This window comes from Pseudomonas sp. TE4620, from assembly GCF_056279045.1.
In genome coordinates, this window is the sequence record NZ_JBWBQO010000001.1 from 4,638,302 (window position 1) to 4,660,375 (window position 22,074).

The 22,074-nt window shown below is 63.7% G+C and carries 15 protein-coding genes and 1 pseudogene; 7 read left to right on the forward strand and 9 right to left on the reverse strand.

Annotation, left to right across the window (positions count from 1 at the left end; genetic code table 11):
• Position 1: 1 nt before the first annotated feature.
• A complete protein-coding gene (locus ACZ9A3_RS21595) occupies positions 2 to 1,135 on the forward strand; it encodes a PepSY-associated TM helix domain-containing protein (protein ID WP_476253102.1) in 1,134 nt (377 codons plus the stop codon).
• Positions 1,132 to 1,305, forward strand: a complete 174-nt coding sequence (locus ACZ9A3_RS21600; protein ID WP_476253103.1) for a hypothetical protein — start codon at positions 1,132 to 1,134, stop codon at positions 1,303 to 1,305. The genes ACZ9A3_RS21595 and ACZ9A3_RS21600 overlap by 4 nt, the downstream gene beginning before the upstream one ends.
• A gap of 85 nt (positions 1,306 to 1,390) precedes the next feature.
• Here the strand turns inward: ACZ9A3_RS21600 and ACZ9A3_RS21605 are convergent, their stop codons facing one another.
• From ACZ9A3_RS21605 to glnE, 8 genes and pseudogenes are all read right to left on the reverse strand, one after another.
• Complete coding sequence (locus tag ACZ9A3_RS21605; protein ID WP_258715954.1) at positions 1,391 to 2,833, reverse strand: lipopolysaccharide kinase InaA family protein; 1,443 nt, start codon at positions 2,831 to 2,833, stop codon at positions 1,391 to 1,393.
• Positions 2,833 to 3,585, reverse strand: coding sequence for a lipopolysaccharide kinase InaA family protein (locus ACZ9A3_RS21610; RefSeq protein ID WP_258715955.1), 753 nt, complete (start codon positions 3,583 to 3,585; stop codon positions 2,833 to 2,835). Before ACZ9A3_RS21610 ends, ACZ9A3_RS21605 begins: the two co-directional genes overlap by 1 nt.
• Positions 3,582 to 4,316, reverse strand: a complete 735-nt coding sequence (locus ACZ9A3_RS21615; RefSeq protein ID WP_045199173.1) for a lipopolysaccharide kinase InaA family protein — start codon at positions 4,314 to 4,316, stop codon at positions 3,582 to 3,584. Before ACZ9A3_RS21615 ends, ACZ9A3_RS21610 begins: the two co-directional genes overlap by 4 nt.
• On the reverse strand, positions 4,316 to 5,122 hold the full coding sequence (gene rfaP, locus ACZ9A3_RS21620) for a lipopolysaccharide core heptose(I) kinase RfaP (RefSeq protein WP_045199171.1): 807 nt from the start codon (positions 5,120 to 5,122) through the stop codon (positions 4,316 to 4,318). Before rfaP ends, ACZ9A3_RS21615 begins: the two co-directional genes overlap by 1 nt.
• A pseudogene (locus tag ACZ9A3_RS21625) lies at positions 5,119 to 6,244 on the reverse strand (glycosyltransferase family 4 protein). Before ACZ9A3_RS21625 ends, rfaP begins: the two are co-directional and overlap by 4 nt.
• Complete coding sequence (waaC, locus tag ACZ9A3_RS21630) at positions 6,244 to 7,302, reverse strand: lipopolysaccharide heptosyltransferase I (protein ID WP_045199168.1); 1,059 nt, start codon at positions 7,300 to 7,302, stop codon at positions 6,244 to 6,246. The pseudogene ACZ9A3_RS21625 and the gene waaC overlap by 1 nt, the downstream one beginning before the upstream one ends.
• Positions 7,303 to 8,352, reverse strand: coding sequence for a lipopolysaccharide heptosyltransferase II (gene waaF, locus ACZ9A3_RS21635; protein ID WP_045199166.1), 1,050 nt, complete (start codon positions 8,350 to 8,352; stop codon positions 7,303 to 7,305).
• A gap of 156 nt (positions 8,353 to 8,508) precedes the next feature.
• Positions 8,509 to 11,445, reverse strand: a complete 2,937-nt coding sequence (glnE, locus tag ACZ9A3_RS21640; RefSeq protein WP_213603052.1) for a bifunctional [glutamate--ammonia ligase]-adenylyl-L-tyrosine phosphorylase/[glutamate--ammonia-ligase] adenylyltransferase — start codon at positions 11,443 to 11,445, stop codon at positions 8,509 to 8,511.
• A gap of 383 nt (positions 11,446 to 11,828) precedes the next feature.
• Here glnE and aceE point away from each other — a divergent pair, with 383 nt between their 5' ends.
• The 5 genes from aceE to ACZ9A3_RS21665 all read left to right on the forward strand — a co-directional run bounded on the left by aceE (position 11,829) and on the right by ACZ9A3_RS21665 (position 20,552).
• On the forward strand, positions 11,829 to 14,474 hold the full coding sequence (gene aceE, locus ACZ9A3_RS21645; protein ID WP_045199161.1) for a pyruvate dehydrogenase (acetyl-transferring), homodimeric type: 2,646 nt from the start codon (positions 11,829 to 11,831) through the stop codon (positions 14,472 to 14,474).
• A gap of 13 nt (positions 14,475 to 14,487) precedes the next feature.
• Entirely contained in the window at positions 14,488 to 16,119 is a 1,632-nt protein-coding gene (gene aceF, locus ACZ9A3_RS21650; protein WP_093378794.1) for a dihydrolipoyllysine-residue acetyltransferase, read from the forward strand.
• Positions 16,120 to 16,416: 297 nt separating this feature from the next.
• Entirely contained in the window at positions 16,417 to 19,110 is a 2,694-nt protein-coding gene (locus ACZ9A3_RS21655; protein ID WP_045199157.1) for a putative bifunctional diguanylate cyclase/phosphodiesterase, read from the forward strand.
• Positions 19,111 to 19,241: 131 nt separating this feature from the next.
• Complete coding sequence (gene msrA / locus ACZ9A3_RS21660) at positions 19,242 to 19,910, forward strand: peptide-methionine (S)-S-oxide reductase MsrA (RefSeq protein WP_093378790.1); 669 nt, start codon at positions 19,242 to 19,244, stop codon at positions 19,908 to 19,910.
• A 9-nt stretch (positions 19,911 to 19,919) separates the two neighbouring features.
• Complete coding sequence (locus tag ACZ9A3_RS21665; protein WP_476253104.1) at positions 19,920 to 20,552, forward strand: glutathione S-transferase; 633 nt, start codon at positions 19,920 to 19,922, stop codon at positions 20,550 to 20,552.
• Between the two features lie 150 nt (positions 20,553 to 20,702).
• Here the strand turns inward: ACZ9A3_RS21665 and creD are convergent, their stop codons facing one another.
• Positions 20,703 to 22,037, reverse strand: a complete 1,335-nt coding sequence (creD, locus tag ACZ9A3_RS21670; protein ID WP_045199151.1) for a cell envelope integrity protein CreD — start codon at positions 22,035 to 22,037, stop codon at positions 20,703 to 20,705.
• Between the last annotated feature and the right edge of the window lie 37 nt (positions 22,038 to 22,074).

The window sequence follows — 22,074 nt, forward strand, 5'->3', positions numbered from 1 at the left end:
GATGAACAGCCGAACCATCCGCCGCTGGTCCTTCGTGCATACCTGGACCAGCCTGATCTGCACCCTGTTCCTGCTGATGCTGGCAGTCACCGGCTTGCCGCTGATCTTTCATCACGAGATCGACCACCTGCTGGGCGATGCCCCCGAGCTCAAGGAGATGCCGGCCGACACGCCCAGGCTCGACTTGCAGGAACTGGTGCTCAAGGCCCAGGCCCATCGCCCCGGTGAAGTGATGCAGTACTTCGGCTGGGATGAAGACGACCGCAACGGCGTGGTCGCGATCATGGCCGCTACCGCAGGTACCGAGCCGAACTCGTCGCACACCTTCATGCTCGATGCGCGCAGCGGTGAAGCGGTGGAAATGCCTTCGGCCAACGGCGGTTTCATGATGACCATGCTGCGCCTGCACGTGGACATGTTTGCCGGCCTGCCCGGCAAACTGCTGCTGGCGTTCATGGGGCTGTTGTTCGTGGTGGCGATCATCTCTGGCGTGGTGCTCTATGCGCCGTTCATGCGCCGGCTGAAGTTCGCTACGGTGCGCAACGACAAATCCACGCGTCTGCGCTGGCTCGACCTGCACAACCTGATCGGCATCGTCACCCTGACCTGGGCGCTGGTGGTGGGCGTCACCGGGGTGATCAGCGCGCTGTCGGACCTGGTCATCGCCGCCTGGCGCAACGACAGCCTGACGGCGATGGTTGCGCCCTACCGCGATGCACCGCCGCTGACCGAACTGGCACCGGTCAGCCGTGTGCTGGATATCGCCGCCGACGCCGCACCGGGCATGCAGCCGGACTTCATCGCCTTCCCCGGTACGCGTTTCTCCAGCGAGCACCACTATGCGGTGTTCATGAAAGGCAGCACCCACCTGACCGCGCACCTGCTGACGCCGGTGCTGATCGACGCGAGCAACCTGCAAGTCACCGCCATCGGCGACCGCCCCTGGTACATGGACGCCATGGGCCTGTCGCAGCCGCTGCACTTTGGTGACTACGGCGGCCGGCCAATGCAGATCCTCTGGGCAGTGCTGGATGTGCTGACCATCATCGTCCTGGGTAGCGGCGTGTACCTTTGGGTGGTGCGCCGGCCGGCCAGCAAGCCGCTGGTTGCGGCGCAGATGGAGACGCTGCAATGAAGCGCAAGTCGTCAGGTTTCTGGAGCGTATTCGCCATACCGACAGTCATTGCCCTGCTGGGCGCGCTAGGGCTGTTTGCTGCCCTGCTCGGCGATGGCTGGTGGGATGCACTGGCCTGGGTAGGGCTGGGGCTGCCGGCCCTTTACAGTTTGCGAGGCTTGGCGAGATAGCTATCGCGGGTCAAGCCCGCTCCCACAGCATGGGTCCTGTAGGAGCGGCGGTGCGACGACTCGACTTGACCCGCGAAGCGCTTGATTAGCTCACCAGCTTCGGCAGGCACTCATCCAGCCGCTTGTACAGCGCACTGCCAGCGGGCCAGTTACGCAACAGCCGCGCGCGGTCGCGGGCGAAAGCCTGGGCGAAGCTCATCTGGGTGGCGTGCTGGCACATGGCATCGAGGTCAATCAACGACCATTGGCCGTCCTGCCAAAACAGGTTGTGGCCTTTCATGTCGCCATGGCTGATGCGCTCGTGGATCAGTTGCCCAAGCAGCTGTTGCAGGGCCTGCAACTGCTCCTCTGGCACCTCGCCAGACTCGACATAAGGCGCAAAACAGGCCAGCAAATCCGGGCCATCGGCATACTCGGTAACCAGGTAGGCGCGGCTGCGCAAGCCCATGAAGCGCAGCTCCTGCACCGCCAGCGGCTTGGGCGTGGCAATGCCGAGAAACTCCAGGCGATGCCCTTCGACCCACGAATGCCAGGCCCGGCTCGGACGCCAGAAGCGCTTGAACCAGTGGGCGGTGTTCTTGATGTTGTAGCGCTTGAGCACCAGCGGCCGGCCATCGACCTCGACTTTCGCGACACTGGCAGCGCCGCCGGTCTTGTACAGGTGGCCCTGGTCGATCAGCGCATCGGCCTGCTCCAGCACTGGCAGCATGGCGGCCACTTCAGTGCGGCGGATCGAACGCAGGCCCGACGGGCCGCGCTCGACGCTGAACAGCGTGCACTCGCGCCCGGCCTTGTCGAGGTAGTCCTTCAAGCGCCAGCTGCGCACCTTGTCGATCTGCTTTTGCAGTGCTTCGAGCGGCAAGGCGTGCTCGGCGTTGGCCAGCAGGTAGTGCACCAGCAGCTCTTCGATAAAAGGCTCCAGGCGCTTGGGCAACTGGGCGAACAGCACCCCGAGGTTGTGTAGCACTTGTTGGCGCGACAGGGGCTGGCCGAGGGTTTCGGCCTTGATCCCGGCGCCATCGATCAGATACAGCTGGCCGTCGTGACGCAGCAGGTTGTCCAGGTGCAGGTCGTCCTGCCACAGGCCCTTGGCGTGCATCTGCGCCACGGCGGTCAGCGCTTCGCCAAGTACCAGGTGCTGTTCATCGGCCAGCGGCGGCAGGGCTTCGACCTGCGCCCAGGCATCGGCCAGGCTTTGCGCGTTTTCGAGAAACTCGAACAGCAGCCAGCCACCCTCGCCTTCGCGCAAGCCATCGGCCAGCAGCAACGGCGTGGTCAGGCCCTGCGCGGCCAGCAGCCGTGCGCCGTCCAGCTCGCGTTGAAAATGCCGGGCGGCGCTGCTACCAACCAGCAACTTGGCCAACACCGGCTTGCCGCGCCAGATCCCGGCGCCGACGTATCGCTGGCCGGGCAACACCCGCAACAGGCTGAGCAATTGCAGCTCGGCGCTGCCAGCGGCGTCGGCCAGGCTGATGTTCAGTGGCAGGTCCGGGCTGCGCCCGGCATCCTTGAGTTCAGACAAACGCATCAGCGAGCCTCTTTCTCACGGCGGCGGCGCGTCAGGCGCTGCAGCCAGGTATCGACCAGCGGGCTGTCGCTGGGCTGGTCCAGGTAGGACGAGAGCATCACCCGCACTTCGACCTCGCTCCAGATCGGCGCCCGGCGTAACAGCGGCTCAAGGTCTTTGAGGCGGTCGCGCATGCCCAGCAGCAACGGCCGGGTTTTCTCCAGGTCGATCAGTTGCGCCAACCAGCCGTCGCTGCGGGTGCGCAGGAAGATATGCTTGGGATAAAAGCAGCCATGCACCTGGTTGGCCGCGTGCAGGGTGCGCGCCAGCTGCCCGCAGGCGCGCAGGATGCCCTGGCGCTGGCCGATGTCCAGCTGTGGCCACTGCGCCAGCAGGCTGTCGAGGTCGCTCCAGTCATCCAGGGCGCGGGTCATGAGGATCGCCCGGCGCTCGCCTTCAACCTTGCGCTCGCCGTAATACACCGCCTGCAATGCGGGAATGCCGAGCTTCTGGTAGCGGCTGATATTGCGAAACTCGCGGGCGAAGGTCGGCTCGCCAAACGGCTTGTGCAACGTGCGGGTCAGGTAGTCGCTCTGGCGCTTGAGGTAGTAGCCCTTGCCTTCAAGTTCCAGGCGATAGACGCTGCTCCAGCCGCCACGGCCGGTGTTGGGCTCATCCACCGCATCGAGCTGCAGGGCCCAGAGCTGGTCGAAACCGTTGAGGCCATGGCGCTCAAGCAGTGCCTTATCGGCACCGGCAAGAAAATCAGTCATTCGCGTCCCTCGAAAAACGTCACCACATGACGAATGCGGCGCTTGTCCGATTCATTCAGACGCTCGCGCCCGCGGTACTGCAGGTAAAAGCGCAGGCGCTGGGTGTTGGACAAGTGATACTTGGCCACTTTGTCCAGGCACGCCAGGTCTTTGGTGATGCGGTAACGCAGCATGAAGCCCCACCAGAAATCGCCGGTCGGGCAGTCGATGAAGAATAGCGTGGCCTGGTCGTCCACCAGCAGGTTGCGCCACTTCAGGTCGTTATGGGTGAAGTGATGGTCATGCATGATCCGCGTATGGCGGGCCAGCTGACGGCTGATGTGATCGACCCAGGCGCGATCGGCCAGGCGCGCATCGTTGCGCTCGGCCAGGGCCGAAAGGTCTTCGGTGCGCGGCAGCTCGCGGGTGATCATCGCCCCGCGGCCGAACGCCAGGCCATTGCGCTCATGACCGAAGGCGACCACTTCGGCGGTGGGAATGTCCCACTTGGCGAACTGCTTGAGGTTCTGCCATTCAGCCTTGATCCGCGGCCGCCCGAGGTAGCGGCGCAAGCCTTTGCCGGCGCCGGTATAGCGTTTGACGTAATAGTTGACCCCGTCGCGCTCGACCCGGATCACTTCGCTCAGCGGGTCGTGGGTCAGGCGCTCGCCCTTGAGGGCGAATACCGCGTCGATACTGCCAAAATCCGTCGCCAGGGCCTGATACGCAGGCTCCAGTTTCCAACCCGCCATCAGAGCGCGTCTCCGTACCGTTGTTTACGCTCGTAGAGCTTGCGCGCCTTGCCTTCCAGCCAGGCCAGCAGCCCCGCTTCTTCAGCCAGGATCTGGCGTAGCGGCTGCTGGAAGTAGCCCCGCAAGAAGCGCAACTTGTCGCGCCGGGTCAGGCCGATGTCCAGCGCCGAGAAGTACAGCGCGGCCAGGTCCTTGTCACGCCAGCGGCGAGAGATTTTCGCCCGGGTCTGGGCGCGGTGCAGGTCGATGACCGACAACTTGAAGTCATCGGCCGTCACCGGCCGGTCGGTGTGCAGCAAGAAGTGGCAGATGTAGCAGTCGCGGTGGTTGACCCCGGCGCGGTGCATCATGCCGGTCATACGCGCCACTTCAGCGATCAGCGCACGCTTGAGGCGTGGCTGCGGCGGTTGCTTGAGCCAGTCGATGCTGAAGTCTTCAAGGCTGACGGTCGGTGCCAGCTCTTCAGTGACGATAAACGAATGCTGGGTCGCCGGGTTGTCGCCACGTTCGCCATAGGCAACCGCGGTCATGGTCGGCACGCCCACCTGGTGCAGGCGCTGGATAGCCTGCCATTCCTGGCCGGCACCGAGCACCGGCAGCTTGGCGGTGAACAGGTTCTTGAAGATCTCGCCCCAGCCGATGCCGCGGTGAATCTTGACGAAATAGCCACGGCCTTCGACCTCGGTGCGCAGGGTACGGCGGCCTTCCAGCTCGCGGTACACCTCGCCCTGCAAGGCCTCGACGGCCTCGAAGGCATCACGCCCGGCCCACAGGCGCTTGAACGGCTCAGCCAATATCAGTTTCATGCGCGCTCCTGCGCCAGGATCACGTCGGCGGCATGCTCGGGCATGCTGTAGAGGTCGGCGGTATCGGCAAATGCCAGGCCATTGCGCGCCCAGTCGACGCGGGCCGGGCCGTCTTCGAGCATGCGTTGCAGGTAGCGATTGAGCTGCTCCTGCGCGAACGGCTCATCGAGCACCAGGCCGCTGTCGGCCTCGGCGATGTAATGGGCATAGCCGCACACGGCCGAGACCAGCACCGGCAGCCCGGCGACCAGTGCTTCAAGCAGCACGGTGCCGGTGTTTTCGTTGTAGGCCGGGTGAATGAGCAGGTCGGCGCCGAGCAGGAATCGCGGAATATCGCTGCGGCCCTTGAGGAACTGCACCTGCTCGGTCAGGCCGAGGGTCGCGCTTTGCAACTGGAACACCTTGGGGTCGTCCTGGCCGATGACCATCAGCCGCGTGCGCTTGCGCAAGGCCGACGGCAAGGCGGCCAGGGCCTTGAGGCTGCGGTCGACGCCCTTGGTCTTGAAGCCCGAACCGATCTGCACCAGCAGCAGCTGATCGTCTTTCAGGTCGAATTCGCGGCGGAACTCGGCGCGGATCTCGGCGGCATTGGCCCGGCGCCCGGCGATCCTGGCTGATGCCGGGTGGCAGCAGGTGGAAGCGCTCGATCGGCGTGTCGTAGTGTTTGATGAACAGCGGCTGCTGGACTTCGGAGATCATCAGGATCTCGGTCTTGGCGTCCTTGGCGAACACCGCCCGCTCGTATTCAGCGAAATGCCGGTAACGGCCCCAACGCCGATACAGCGAATTACGCAGGGTCTGCGCCTTGTCTTCGAAGCAGCCGTCGGCAGCAAAGTAGACATCCAGCCCGGGCATCTTGTTGAAGCCGATCAGGCGATCGACCGGGCGCTTGGCCAGATCCGCTTGCATCCAGGCACTGAGCTTCTCGTTACGCCGGTGGTTGAACAGCGCCTTGACCGGCGCCACCAGCACCTCGAAGCCCTCGGGCACGTCACCTTCCCAGATCAGCGTATAGACGCGGATCTGATGACCGCGACGCTGGCACTCCAGGGCAATGCGCATGAAGTCGCGCTGCAGGCCACCGAAGGGGAAATACTTGTACAGAACAAAAGCCAGTTGCATCAACGAACATCCTCAGCCAGCAGCAACGCGCGCAATTGGCTCGCCACACGCTCGGGATTCAGGCGAGTGAAGCACAGCGGCCACTCGCGTTTGAGATCGAACCGGCGCTGGTCATCAGCGCTCGGCTTGTAGGTACATTTTTTCTGCAGGCACGGCGCGCAGGCAAAATCGCTGGCGATGTGCACCTGGGACTTGCCATAGGCCCCGGTCAGCCCCGGGTTGGTCGGCCCGAACAGCGACAGGGTCGGCACATCCAGCGCCGCCGCCAGGTGACCGAGGCCGGTGTCCACGGCAATGCAGGCCTTGGCCGCCGCCAGCACCCGGGCGACACCCACCAGGTTGAGCTTGGGCAGTACCTGACAGTTGGCCAGGCCCTTGGCGATGCGCTCGGCACGCGCCTGTTCGGCCGGGTTGCCCCACGGCAAGCGTACCTGCAGGCCTTGCTGGCCAAGGCGTTCGGCCAATTGGCGCCAGTAGGCTTCCGGCCAGTGCTTGGTTGCCCAGGTGGTGCCGTGCAGGAACACCACGAACGGCGCCGCCGGCGGCAACTGCAGGCGGTTCAGGTCCAGGCCGTAATCACCCAGGCCTGCTGGCAGGTTGTAGCCCAGCGCCAGGGCAAACAACTGGCGTACCCGCTCTACCGCATGCTGGCCGCGCTCGACCGACAAACGCCGGTCGTAGAAGCGGCTGGACAGCCCTTCACGGGCCGAGTAACGGTCCATGCCGGCCACCGGCGCCTTGACGTAACGGGTCAGCCAGGCCGACTTGACCAGGCCTTGGGCGTCGATCACCAAATCGTACTTGCGCTCGCGCAGACGCTGCTTGAACTGGCGCCATTCGCCGCTCTTGAAGGTCTGCCAGAGGTTCTTGCGCCAGCGACGGATGGCCACCGGGATGATCGTGTCGACTGCCGGGTGCCAGCTGGGGATCTCGGCGAAGCCTTCTTCCACCACCCAGTCGAAGCGGATGCCGGGGATCGCCCGGGCAGCGTCGGTCAGCGCCGGCAGCGCGTGGATCACATCGCCCAGGGACGAGGTCTTGATCAGCAGTACCCGCACTTAGTCGACCTCGGCCATGACGTCGATCAGGCTCGGGCCGTTCAGGCGCTGCAACGCAGCTTCCACGGCTTCCGGTTCCAGCTGACGCAAGCAGTTGTAATGGCCGAAGCGACAGGTACGGTCGAAGCATGGGCTGCACTCCAGGCCCAGGCGCACCACCTCGACCTGATCGGCCAAAGGTGGGGTAAAGCCCGGCGAAGTAGAGCCGTAGACCGCCACCAGCGGGCGGTTCAGCGCCGCCGCCACGTGCATCAGCCCGGAATCGTTGGACACCACCGCATCGCTGCACGACAGCAGGTCGATGGCCTCGGCCAGCGAGGTTTCGCCGCTGAGGTTGGTTGCTTCTTCACGCAGGCCCGGGATCAGCCGCGCACGAATGGCCTCGCCGACCGCGTGGTCGTTCTTCGAGCCGAACAACCAGACCTGCCAGCCTTCGCGGATCTTGGTCTCGGCGACCTTGGCGTAATGCTCCGACGGCCAGCGCTTGGCTTCGCCGAACTCGGCACCGGGGCACAGTGCCAACACCGGGCGATCCAGGCTCAGGCCGAACTTGGCCAGGGCGGCGTCGCGGCTCGGCGCTTCGATCTGCAGGCTCGGGCGCGGGTACGGCTGCGGCAACTCGGCGCCGGCCGGGTAGGCCAGGGCCATGAAGCGCTCGATCATCAGCGGGTACTTGGCCTTGTCGAGCTTGCGCACGTCGTTGAGCAGGCCGAAACGCAGCTCGCCGCGCCAGCCGGTACGCTTGGGGATGCCGGCAAAGAACGGCACCAGCGCCGATTTCAGCGAGTTGGGCAGCAGGATCGCCTGGTCGTACTGGCCGGCCAGGGACTTGCCGATACGCCGGCGCGTGGCAAGCTCCAGCGCGCCGTGGCCGAGCGGGAAGCTCAAGGCCTGGCGCACTTCAGGCATGCGCTCGAGGATCGGCCGGCTCCACTCGGGCGCCAGCACATCGATCACACATTCCGGGTGACGCTGCTTCAGGCACTGGAACAGGGTCTGCGCCATTACCATGTCGCCCACCCAGCTGGGGCCAATGATCAAAATTCTCATGCTTTATCCAGAAACGATCAGGGAGGCTGCAAACTGTTCGCAAACAGCCTGGCCTCCCCTCTTTATATTCAGGCTATATGTCGACCAGTGTACGCCACTCGGGCTGTACTGTGGTCGTGGCAGGCGTCCTGGTGCCTGAACCGCCTGGCCGATGGCTCAACTCAAACCCAGCTGCGACCAGATCCGCCGCACCTCCTGGCGCTCCTGGACGAACTGCCCGGCATCGATTACCCCGGCCTGCTTTTGCAGGGCCTGGCGGTGCGCGGCGGAACGGAACGCCTTGTACACCTCGCGCAGCAGCACGGCATCGCTGGCGGGCATCAGCCCGGCCTGCTCAAGCTCTTCGAGGATGCGGATGTTGTCGGTCCAGCGCAACAGTGCCGGATGGTCGTGAGACCAGGCCAAAGCGGCGTATTGCACCATAAATTCGATATCGACGATACCACCGGCATCCTGCTTGATATCGAAGGGCACGCCGGCCTCGAAAGCATTGGCCGCAGTCCCGGCGGCGCTGAGCTTGGTGCCGAGGTTGTCGCGCATCTTGGCGCGCATCTCGCTGACCTCGGCCTGCAGCTTGGGCAGGTCGCGGGCCTGGCCAAGGATGCGCGCGCGCACCGCCTCGAACGCCGTGCCCACCTGCGGGCAACCGACCAGCACCCGGGCGCGGACCAAGGCTTGGTGCTCCCAGGTCCAGGCTTCGTTCTGCTGGTAACGCTCGAAGGCGCCCAGGGAGCTGACCAGCAACCCCGACGCACCCGAAGGTCGCAGGCGCATGTCCACGTCGTAGAGCTGCCCGGAGTTGGTCTGGGTGGTCAGCAGGTGAATGATGCGCTGGCCCAGGCGGGTAAAGAACTGCGCGCTGTCGATCGGCTTGGCGCCATCGGTTTCGGCCTGCGGGTCGCCGTCGTGGATGAACACCAGGTCCAGGTCCGAGCCGTGGCCCAGCTCGATGCCGCCAACCTTGCCGTAGCCGACAATAATGAAGCCTGGGTCGCACAGGCTGCCGTCGCTGCGCTTGGGCTGGCCGTGACGGCTGACCGTCTGGCGCCAGGCCAGGGCCAGCACCTGGTTGAGAATCGCCTCGGCCAGCCAGGTCAGGTAGTCGCTGACTTTCATCAACGGCAGGTTGCCGGCGATTTCTGAAGCGGCCACGCGCAGGCTGTGGGCCAGTTTGAAGTGGCGCAAGGCCTCCATTTGCTGCTCGAGATCGTCCTCGGGGATGCGCGTCAGCCGCTCGCGCAGCTCGGCGGCCAGTTCCGGGGCCTGCGGCGGGCTGAACAGGCGGCCTTCATTAAGCAACTCATCGAGCAGCAGCGGGAAGCGGGTGATCTGCTCGGCGATCCATGGGCTGGCGGCGCACAGGGTCAGCAGGCGGCGCAGGGCGCCGGGGTTTTCGGTGAGCAGCACCAGGTAGGCCGAACGCCGGGCTACCGCTTCGACCAGCGGCAACACCCGTTCCAGCACCAGGTCCGGGTCGGCATGCTCCACTGCTTGGGCCAGCAAACGCGGAATAAAGGCATCGAGGCGCTCACGCCCCAGGCGCTGCATGGCCCGCAACTGCGGGCTGACACGCAAGCCGGCGAGTTGCTTGAGGGCTTTTTGCGGGTCGGCAAAACCGGCGTCCTGCAACTGACGGCAGGCGGCCTCTTCATTCTGGGCTTCTTCCCACAGCGGCAGCCATTCGCCGCCGACAATCACTTCGCCTTCTTCATTCTCGTCTTCGTCCGGGTCGGCAATCACTTGACGGAAGTGCCAGTCGATGCGCCCACGCCAGTGCATCAGTTGCGCATGGAAGCTCGGCCAGTCGGCAAAGCCGAGCATGAAGGCGATGCGCGCGCGGTCCAGCTCATCGTCCGGGAGCATCTGGGTCTGGCGGTCGGCAATCGCCTGGATCGCGTGTTCGGTATAGCGCAGGAATTCATAGCCTTCGCGCAGCTCGGCAATCACCGCCGGCGGCAGGTAACCCTGGCCTTCGAGGGTCGACAGCACTTTGAGCAACGGCCGCTGCTGCAGGCTCAGGTCGCGCCCGCCGTGAATCAACTGGAAGGCCTGGGCAATAAATTCGACTTCGCGGATGCCGCCGGCACCCAGCTTGATATTCTCGGCCATGCCCTTGCGCCGCACTTCCTGCTGGATGAGCTGCTTCATGGTGCGCAACGCTTCGATCGCCGAGAAATCCAGGTAACGCCGGTAAACGAAGGGCCGCAGCAGGTCCAGCAACTGCGCGCCGGCCACCTGGTCACCGGCCACCACCCGCGCCTTGATCATCGCGTAGCGTTCCCAGTCGCGGCCCTGGTCCTGGTAGTACTGCTCCAGAGCATTGAAGCTGAGCACCAGGGCGCCGGCCGAGCCGTACGGGCGCAGGCGCATGTCGACCCGAAATACAAAGCCGTCGACGGTGATCGGGTCCAGGGCCTTGATCAGCCTCTGGCCCAGGCGGGTGAAGAACTCCTGGTTGTCCAGCGAGCGCTTGACCCCTTCGGTTTCGCCGCCTTCGGGGAAGGCGAAGATCAGGTCGATGTCCGACGACAGATTAAGCTCCACCGCGCCGAGCTTGCCCATGCCCAGCACCACCATGTGCTGCGGCTCACCGCTGCGATGGCCGATCGGCGTGCCGAACTGCTGGCAATGGCGCGGGTACAGCCAGTTGTAGGCCTGGTCTATACAGGCGTCGGCAAGGTCGGACAGGTCGCGGCAGGTCTGCACCAGGTCGGCCTGGCGAGTCAGGTCGCGCCAGATGATCCGCACCTGCTGGCGGCTGCGCTGGCGGCGCAGGTTGCGCGCCAGTTCGTCCTCGCTCTCGGCGGCCTGGCTGGCGGCAGCGATCTGCGCGCACAACTGGCCCGCGGCAAAGGCCCGGTCGAGTTCGCCACTGGCGGCCAGATCGACCAGCATCGCCGGGTCGCGCAGCACCTGTTCAAGGGCAAAATCACTGGCCGCGCTCACCCGGGCGAACTGCGCCCAGCGCTCGGCGTTCCAGTCAGCAACAGACAGTTCTGGCTGCAGGGCGACAGCCGCACGAAACGATTGCTCGTTACGGCTGACCAAGGCAGTGAGGGTGGCCGGCAGTTCGGCCAGCAAAGGCAGGCTCATGGTCTATCCTTGATCGGCGAGATTGGGTTGGCAGCGAGCGGACCGGGGAACCCTGACCACGGTTGGACTGTCGTACAAAAGTTAGAAATAGCTGTAAAAACTGATTTTCTGGCAGAAACCATCGCAGCAAACCTTTTCTTAACTTGTTTTTAACCACCGGTATCGATTTTTCCCACAACCCGAACTGCGGCCACGAGCCATTTTTGTGTAGTTTTACTACTGCCCGATCACTTCAAAAGCATGAAATGGTGATTCATTTGTAGTAAAACTACACAACGCCGGTACACTCTCCGGTAATCCAAGAATTTTATGTCGTCTGCCCAAAAGGCCAGTCGCAAACTCAGGCAACCGATTCTGGAAGCCTTTCCGCCCTGGAGCAAGCCATGCAAGACCTCGATCCCGTCGAAACCCAGGAATGGCTGGACGCCCTGGAGTCGGTTCTCGACAAAGAAGGCGAAGACCGCGCTCACTACCTGATGACCCGTATGGGCGAGCTGGCCACCCGTAGTGGCTCTCAGCTGCCATATGCCATCACCACGCCATACCGCAACACCATCCCCGTTACCCACGAAGCACGCATGCCTGGCGACCTGTTCATGGAACGCCGCATTCGCTCGTTGGTCCGTTGGAACGCGCTGGCCATGGTGATGCGCACCAACCTGAAAGACTCGGACCTGGGCGGCCACATTTCGAGCTTCGCCTCCAGTGCCACCCTGTACGACATCGGCTTCAACTACTTCTTCCAGGCTCCGACCGAAGAACACGGCGGCGACCTGATCTTCTTCCAGGGCCACGCCTCGCCTGGCGTCTACGCCCGCGCCTTCATGGAAGGCCGCATCAGCGAAGACCAGATGAACAACTTCCGCCAGGAAGTCGATGGCAAGGGCCTGTCTTCGTACCCGCACCCATGGCTGATGCCTGACTTCTGGCAGTTCCCGACCGTTTCCATGGGTCTGGGCCCGATCCAGGCGATCTACCAGGCACGCTTCATGAAGTACCTGGAAAGCCGCGGCTACATCCCTGCAGGCAAGCAGAAAGTCTGGTGCTTCATGGGCGACGGCGAGTGCGACGAGCCGGAATCCCTGGGCGCAATCTCGCTGGCTGGCCGCGAGAAGCTCGACAACCTGATCTTCGTCATCAACTGCAACCTGCAGCGCCTCGACGGCCCGGTTCGCGGCAACGGCAAGATCATCCAGGAACTCGAAGGCGTGTTCCGTGGTGGTGGCTGGAACGTCAACAAAGTGGTCTGGGGCCGTTTCTGGGACCCACTGCTGGCCAAGGACGTCGACGGTATCCTGCAGCGTCGCATGGACGAAGTCATCGACGGCGAGTACCAGAACTACAAGGCCAAGGACGGCGCGTTCGTCCGTGAGCACTTCTTCAACACCCCAGAACTCAAGGCCATGGTCGCCGACCTGTCCGACGACGAGATCTGGAAGCTCAACCGTGGCGGCCACGACCCGTACAAGGTCTATGCGGCCTACCACCAGGCGGTCAACCACAAAGAGCAACCGACCGTCATCCTGGCCAAGACCATCAAGGGTTACGGCACCGGTGCTGGCGAAGCCAAGAACACCGCGCACAACACCAAGAAGGTCGACGTCGACAGCCTGCGTCACTTCCGCGATCGTTTCGACATCCCGGTCAAGGACGAAGAGCTGGAAAACCTGCCGTTCTTCAAGCCTGAAGAAGGCAGCGCCGAAGCCCGTTACCTGGCCGAGCGCCGCAGCGCCCTGGGTGGCTTCGTGCCGCAGCGCCGCGCCAAGAGCTTCAGCATCCCGACCCCGCCACTGGAAACCCTGAAGGCGATCCTCGACGGCTCGGGCGACCGTGAAATCTCCACCACCATGGCCTTCGTGCGGATCCTCGCGCAACTGGTCAAGGACAAGGAAATCGGCCAGCGCATCGTCCCGATCATCCCGGACGAAGCCCGTACCTTCGGTATGGAAGGCATGTTCCGCCAGCTGGGCATCTACTCGTCCGTCGGCCAGCTCTACGAGCCAGTCGATAAAGACCAGGTGATGTTCTACCGCGAAGACAAAAAGGGCCAGATCCTCGAAGAAGGCATCAACGAAGCAGGCGCCATGTCCTCCTTCATCGCTGCCGGTACTTCGTACTCGAACCACAACCAGCCGATGCTGCCGTTCTACATCTTCTACTCGATGTTCGGCTTCCAGCGTATCGGCGACCTGGCCTGGGCCGCTGGCGACAGCCGCACCCGTGGCTTCCTGATCGGCGGTACCGCCGGCCGTACCACCCTCAACGGTGAAGGCCTGCAGCACGAAGACGGTCACAGCCACATGCTGGCCGCGACCATCCCGAACTGCCGCACCTATGATCCGACCTACGGCTACGAGCTGGCGGTGATCATCCAGGACGGCATGAAGAAGATGACCGAAGAGCAACAGGACGTCTTCTACTACATCACCGTGATGAACGAGTCCTACCAGCAGCCAGCCATCCCGGCCGGTGTCGAGGAAGGCATCATCAAGGGCATGTACCTGCTCGAGGAAGACACCCGCGAAGCGGCGCACCACGTTCAGTTGCTGGGCTCCGGCACCATCCTGCGTGAAGTTCGCGAAGCGGCGAAGATCCTGCGTGAAGAGTTCAACGTTGGCGCCGACGTCTGGAGCGTTACCAGCTTCAACGAACTGCGTCGCGACGGCCTGGCCGTAGAGCGCAGCAACCGCCTCAAGCCTGGTCAGAAACCTCAGGTTACCTACGTCGAAGAGTGCCTGGCTGGCCGTAAGGGCCCGGTCATTGCCTCCACCGACTACATGAAGCTGTTCGCCGAGCAGATTCGCCAGTGGGTTCCGAGCAAAGAGTTCAAAGTCCTGGGTACCGATGGCTTCGGTCGCAGCGACAGCCGCAAGAAGCTGCGTCACTTCTTCGAAGTCGACCGCCACTTCGTGGTGCTGGCTGCCCTGGAAGCCTTGGCTGACCGTGGCGATATCGAACCGAAGGTCGTGGCTGAAGCCATCACCAAGTTCGGCATCGACCCGGACAAACGCAACCCACTGGACTGCTGAGGAGTATTTTTAAGTGAGCGAACTCATTCGCGTACCTGACATCGGCAGCGGTGAAGGTGAAGTCATCGAGCTGTTCGTCAAAGTTGGCGACCGTATTGAAGCCGACCAGAGCATCCTGACCCTGGAATCGGACAAGGCGAGCATGGAAATCCCTGCTCCCAAGGCCGGCGTGGTCAAGAGCCTGAAGGTCAAGCTGGGCGACCGTCTGAAAGAAGGCGACGAACTGCTGGAGCTGGAAGTCGAGGGCGCCGCTGCTGCCGCCCCGGCGGCTGCCGCCCCTGCCGCAGCGCCTGCTGGCGAAGAAAAACCTGCTGCTGCCCCGGCCCCGGCGGCCCCGGCCGCAGCACCGGCTGCCGCAACCGTCCAGGACATTCATGTTCCGGACATCGGCTCCTCGGGCAAGGCCAAGATCATCGAGCTGCTGGTCAAGGTCGGCGACAGCGTCGAAGCCGACCAGTCGCTGATCACCCTGGAATCGGACAAAGCCTCGATGGAAATCCCGTCGCCGGCTGCCGGCGTGGTGGAAAGCATCGGCGTCAAGCTTGAAGACGAAGTCGGCACTGGCGACTTCATCCTCAAGCTCAAGGTCCAGGGCGCTGCTGCCCCGGCGCCAGCGCCTGCCGCTGCTGCCCCGGCCGCCAAGGCTGAAGCCGCACCTGCTGCTGCACCTGCTCCGGCTGCCAAAGCCGAGGCCGCAGCGGCGCCTGCCGCTGCCCCTGCACCAAGCGGTGCCAAGGTTCACGCCGGCCCTGCCGTGCGTCAGCTGGCCCGTGAGTTCGGCGTCGAACTGAGCGCGGTTGCCGCCAGCGGCCCGCACGGTCGTGTGCTCAAAGAAGACGTGCAGGTTTACGTCAAGGCCATGATGCAGAAGGCCAAGGAAGCTCCAGCCGCCGGTGCCACCGGTGGTGCAGGCATCCCGCCGATCCCGGAAGTCGATTTCAGCCGCTTCGGCGAAATCGAAGAAGTGCCGATGACCCGCCTGATGCAAGTTGGTGCCACCAACCTGCACCGCAGCTGGCTGAACGTGCCACACGTGACCCAGTTCGACAGCGCCGACATCACCGAGCTGGAAGCTTTCCGCGTAGCCCAGAAGGCCGTGGCCGAGAAGGCTGGCGTCAAGCTGACCGTGCTGCCACTGCTGCTCAAGGCGTGCGCGCACCTGCTCAAGGAACTGCCGGACTTCAACAGCTCGCTGGCCCCGAGCGGCAAGGCGATCATCCGCAAGAAGTACGTCAACGTCGGCTTCGCGGTGGATACCCCGGACGGCCTGCTGGTCCCTGTGATCAAGAACGTCGACCAGAAGAGCCTGCTGCAACTGGCTGGCGAAGCGGCGGCCCTGGCAGAAAAAGCCCGGACCAAGAAGCTTTCGGCCGACGACATGCAAGGCGCCTGCTTCACCATTTCCAGCCTCGGCCACATTGGCGGCACCGGCTTTACGCCGATCGTCAACGCGCCGGAAGTGGCGATCCTCGGTGTCTCCAAGGCAACCATCCAGCCAGTCTGGGACGGTAAAGCCTTCCAGCCGAAGCTGATGCTGCCGCTGTCGCTGTCCTACGATCACCGCGTGATCAACGGTGCTGCTGCTGCGCGCTTCACCAAGCGCCTGGGCGACCTGCTGACCGACATCCGCACCATGCTGTTGTAATTGCTGTTTCCTGTCTCCCCTGCCGGGGAGACAGGCTCCCTTTTCGAGCTGCCACGCTCGTACCTCAACCCCGTCATTTTGGCGGGGCTTTTTTTATCTGCTGGAAAGGTCCTGTGGAAGTGGGCTGAGCCCGCGATGCGCTGTGTCCGACTTAAGATTCCTACGCCAATGCCGACACAGTTAGTACGGAGGTCTCTGTATCGCTTGTCAGCCTCAAGCGCATGATGCAACCTTGCCGACACGCGTAGTAGCAGATTGCTCTATTTGCGCGAACAGCCTTCTTGAAGCGAGCTCTCGATGAAAAGCCAACCTGATGCCGCCAGCCGTATGGTGGCCGAGGTCGTGACGCAGTTGCCCGTGCCCTCGCGGCTCGGGATGCTGCGTTTCGAGCGGCTGAACGAGGCGAGCTGGGCGCTGCTCTATCTGGACCCTGGTTGCGAACGGCAATTTGGCCTGGCCGCCGTCGAACTCTGCGCCCTGGTCGGCTCGCCCTACGCCAGCCTGATGGAGCCCGAAGCGCGCTACAAACTGCACGACGCCATCCAGCTGCAACTGGCCCAGCGCCCGCATTACCTGGTGCGCTACACCCTGCACACCGGCCAGGGCCCGCTGCACCTGCTGGAGCTGGGCGAGGCCTACAAGCAGCACAACCGCCAACTGCTGCGCGGTTACCTGATGGTCCTCGACAGCCAGCCGGGAGATACCCCGGACCTGTCGGCCGCCGACCTCGAGACCCGCAACAGTCGCCTGCAGATCGCCCTGCAGCTCAACCAGCGCGCCCAGCAGGAACAGCTCGAGCACCTGGAGCGAGTGCGCGCCCAGCAGGACCTGATCCTGCACCTGGCGCGCCATCGCTACAGCGCCAGCAACTCGCTGCTCGAAGCCGCCGAGCTGATCACCCGCAGTGCCTGCGAGATCTACAAGATCGACTGCGCAAGCATCTGGTACCTGGAAGAGCAGCAACTGCAGCCGATTTCGGCGTTTTACCGTTCGACCCAGGAATACCGCCTGCCCGAGCCCATCGACGCCAGCCGTTTTCCCGACTACCTTGAAGCGCTGCACACCAGCCGCGCCATCGACGCCCACAACGCCACCCACGACCCGCGCACCCGCGACATGGCCGAGAGCCTGCGCCCACGCGATATCAACGCCATGCTCGATGCCAGTATCCGCATCGATGGCCAGGTGGTCGGGGTGCTGTGCCTGGAGCAGACCGGCTCGGCGCGGGCCTGGCAAACCGATGAGATCGCCTTTGCTGGCGAGCTGGCCGACCAGTTCGCCCAGGTCATCAACAACCACAACCGGCGCACCGCGACCAATGCCCTGCACCTGTTCCAGCGCGCCGTCGAGCAAAGCGCCAACGCCTTCTTGCTGGTCAACCGCGACGGTGTGGTCGAGTACGTCAACCCAAGCTTTACCGCCATCACCCAGTACAGCACCGATGAAGTCCACGGCCACCGCCTGTCGGAGCTGCCGGCGCTGGAAAACCTCAGCGAGCTGCTGTTCGACGCGCCGTCGAGCCTGGCCATGGGCAACAGCTGGCAAGGCGAGTTCAAGAGCCGGCGCAAGAACCTCGAGCCCTACTGGGGCCAGCTGTCGATTTCCAAGGTGTTCGGCGACAATCGCGAACTGACCCACTATATCGGCATCTACGAAGACATCACCCAGAGCAAGCTGGCCCAGCAGCGCATCGAGCGCCTGGCCTACACCGACAACCTGACCAGCCTGGGCAACCGCCCGGCGTTCATCCGCAACCTCGACGAGCGCTTCGCCCGTGACAGCGACAGCCCGATCAGCCTGCTGCTGGTGGACATCGACAACTTCAAGCGGATCAACGACAGCCTCGGCCACCAGACCGGCGACAAGCTGCTGATCAGCCTGGCCCGGCGCCTGCGCAACAGCCTGAGCCCCGGCGGCAGTCTGGCGCGCTTTGCCAGTAACGAATTCGCCGTGCTGCTCGAAGACACCGACCTTGAAAGCGGCCAGCAGGTGGCCCAGCAACTGCTGCGCACCCTCGACAAACCGATGTTCGTCGACAACCAGCTGATCAACGTCACCGGCTCCGTGGGCCTGGCCTGCGCGCCGCTGCACGGGCGCGACCCGCAGACGCTGATGAAGAACGCAGGCCTGGCCCTGCATAAGGCCAAAGCCAACGGCAAGCACCAGGTCCAGGTGTTCACCGAAGCGCTCAATGCCGAAGCCAGCTACAAGCTGTTCGTCGAGAACAACCTGCGCCGCGCCCTGACCCAGAACGAGCTGGACGTGTTCTACCAGCCCAAGCTGTGCCTGCGCAGCGGCCGCCTGCTGGGCCTGGAAGCGCTGCTGCGCTGGAACCACCCGGAAAAGGGCATGATTCGCCCCGACCAGTTCATCAGCGTCGCCGAAGAGACCGGGCTGATCATCCCCATCGGCAAGTGGATCGCCCGCCAGGCCTGCCGCATGAGCCAGACGCTGCGCCTGGAGGGCCTGGGCAACCTGCAGGTGGCGATCAACCTCTCGCCCAAGCAGTTTTCCGATCCGGACCTGGTCGCCTCGATCGCCAATATCCTCAAGGAAGAAGCCCTGCCCCCGCACCTGCTGGAGCTGGAGCTGACCGAGGGCCTGCTGCTGGAAGCTACCGAAGACACTCACCGCCAGCTGGACCAGCTCAAGCAACTGGGCCTGACCCTGGCCATGGACGACTTCGGCACCGGCTATTCGTCGTTGAGCTACCTGAAGAAATTCCCGATCGACATCATCAAGATCGATCGCAGCTTCATCCACGAAATCCCCGACAACCAGGACGACATGGAGATTACCTCGGCGGTGGTGGCCATGGCCCACAATCTCAAGCTCAAGGTGGTGGCCGAAGGCATCGAGACCGCCGAGCAGCTGGCCTTCCTGCGTCGCCACCGCTGCGATGTCGGCCAGGGCTACCTGTTCGACCGGCCGATTCCGGGCAGCGAGCTGATCACCAAACTCAAACGCTATCCGCGTGGCCCTATCGCCTGACAGCGGCGTTTGTCTCGGGCAATATAGGTTCATTCGGGTCCCATCGCGGGTCAAGCCCGCTCCCACAGTGGGAGCGGGCTTGACCCGCGATGGGACCAGCCTTGCCTACCCCAATCAGCAGAGGAACGATCATGGTCCTGCGCTCGGAGATTCTGGTGAACAAAAACGTCCTGCCCACTGCCGAACAGGCCTTGCCTGGCCGCGAAACCCCGATGACCCTGCCCGAGAAGCATTTTGTCTTCAAGGACACCCCGCTGCTCGGCCCGTTCTTCGAAGGCGCCATCGACTTCGCAATCTTTGGTCTGGGCTGCTTCTGGGGGGCCGAGCGGCGCTTCTGGCAGCGTGAAGGCGTGGTCAGCACCGTGGTCGGCTATGCCGGCGGTTTCACCCCCAACCCGACCTACGAAGAAGTCTGCTCGGGCCTGACCGGCCACACCGAAGTGGTGCTGGTGGTGTTCGACAAGGACAAGGTCAGCTACCAAGAGCTGCTGGCGATGTTCTGGGAACTGCACAACCCGACCCAGGGCATGCGCCAGGGCAACGACATCGGCACCCAGTACCGCTCGGTAATTTACTGCACCAGCCCCCAGCAACTGGACGAGGCACTGGCCAGCAAGCAGGCCTACCAGGCCGAACTGAGCAAAGCCGGTTTCGGCGAGATCACCACAGAGATCGAGCAGGCGCCGACCGTGTACTTTGCCGAGGCCTACCACCAGCAGTACCTGGCCAAGAACCCCGACGGCTACTGCGGCATCGGCGGTACCGGTGTCTGCCTGCCACCGAGCCTGCAAGGCAACTGAGGGATCGACATGTCCGCACCAAGCATGACCCTGTTTCATTCGCCGGCCTCGCCGTTCGTGCGCAAGGTCCTGGTGGTGCTGCACGAAACCGGGCAAACCGACCGGGTGGCGCTGCAGACCGTCAACCTCACCCCGGTCGATCCGGTGGCCGAGCTCAACCAGGGCAACCCGGCCGGCAAGATCCCAGCCCTGCGCCTGGCTGACGGCAGCGTGCTGCACGACAGCCGGGTGATCTGCGAATACCTCGACCTGCAGCATGTCGGCAACCCGCTGATCCCCCGTGACGGCTGGCCGCGCTGGCATCGCCTGACCCTGGCGTCGCTGGCCGATGCGATCATGGATGCCGCGGTGCTGACCCGTTACGAAACCTTCCTGCGGCCCAAGGACAAGCAATGGGACAGCTGGATCGAGGCGCAACAGGACAAGATTCGTCGTGGCCTGAGCAACCTTGAGCAGCAGCATTTCGCCGACCTTGCCTCAGGCTTCGACATCGCCGCCATCGGTGTGGCCTGCGCCCTGGGTTACCTCGACCTGCGCTTCCCCGACTTCGGCTGGCGTGAGCAACAGCCGCAGCTGGCGGGGTGGTATACGCAGGTTTGCCTGCGTGAATCGATGCGCGCGACTGACCCTTCGATTGTCTGAGCCGGCCTTATCGCGGGGCAAGCCCGCTCCTACGTGCGTGGTAGGAGCGGGCTTGCCCCGCGATGCTGACTTCTGCCTCCCAGCGCACGAACAGCCTGGCGATTTTCATCGCCAGCACTGCCCCCAGATACCTCTCCTCGCGCAAGCCGCTCACGACAGCTTCACCTGGCCAACCCCATACCAGTCCAGGCGACGGGTCAGGACCATGAACACACCCAGCAGCGCGAACAGCAGCAGCGAACCCATCAGCAAAGCGTAATCCTCGGCCGTCAGCAGACCGTAGAGCATGCCGTAGAGCATCGCCAGGCCCAGGGCAAAGCCCATGCCGCGCAACACGCTGTGCAGCACGTGGCACAGGTAGAAGCCGATCAGCAACACACAACCGCTCGCCGACAAGGCATAGGCCATGGCAAAGCCCAGGTGTTCGGACAACGACAGCAACAGCAGATAGAAGAATGCCAGGGCCACGCCCACCAGGCCGTACTGGATCGGGTGCACGCTCAGGCCCTTGAGCACTTCGAAGAGGAAGAAGCCGGCAAAGGTCAGGGCGATGAATAGCAGCGCATATTTGATTGCCCGCTCGCTCTTGAGGTACTGGTCCACCGGGTCGATGAAGCTGACCCCGAAAGCGCGACCGTTGAAGGCATTGCACTTGTCATTGACCACGCACTGGGTCAGGGCGTCTTCGAGGTTGGTGGAGAAGAACGAGGTCTGCCAGCGCGCCGAGAAACCACCGGCATCGATCTTGCGGCTGACCGGCAGGTAGTTGCCGTCAAAGCTCGGGTGCGGCCAGTTGGCGGCCATGGCCACGCTGGTGCTACGCCCTACCGGCACCACCTGCAGCTGTTCGGTGCCTTGCAGGCTGAGGTCGAAGGCATAGTTGAGCACGCTGGCGACCTTGCCATCGACACCGGGCAACAGTGCGTGCACACCACCACTCATCCAGCCCAGCTTGGTGCCGGCGGCAAAGTCCAGGCGCTGGTCGTTGAGCTGCAGTTGCAGGCCTTTTTCGATGCCGCGGATGTCGCTGATACCGACGACCAGGAACGCAGGTTCGAAGCGGTAATCCTCGAAGTCCTCGGTAATGCCCCAGTTGGCCGGGATCTCGAAATGGCCGTTGATGTGGCTATTGGCGTGAAACAGGCGCGCTTCGTAGATACCGCGCGAACGCAGCTCGGTGTCGATGCTGGCGTTGAGGTCGAAGGTTTCCGGGAGGAAATACAAATGACCGTTGACCTGGCTGATTTCCTGGAAGCTCTTGCCCTCTTCGGTCTTCCAGCGCCGTTCAATCTTGCGGTACGGCACCACCAGCATCGGCCCGGTAATCTGCTGGGCGAAGCTTGAGCTTTCGGCAATGTCGCGCACCACGCGATCGCGTTGGTACTGACGGTCCTGGATCAAGCCGCCGATCATGAACAACGGGATCAGCAGCAATACGATCAAAAAGCCGATCACGGCCAGTTTGTAACTCAGTTTGCGGTGCATGGACAGGACTCCGGTTTCGATGGGCAGAGTCTGCGCA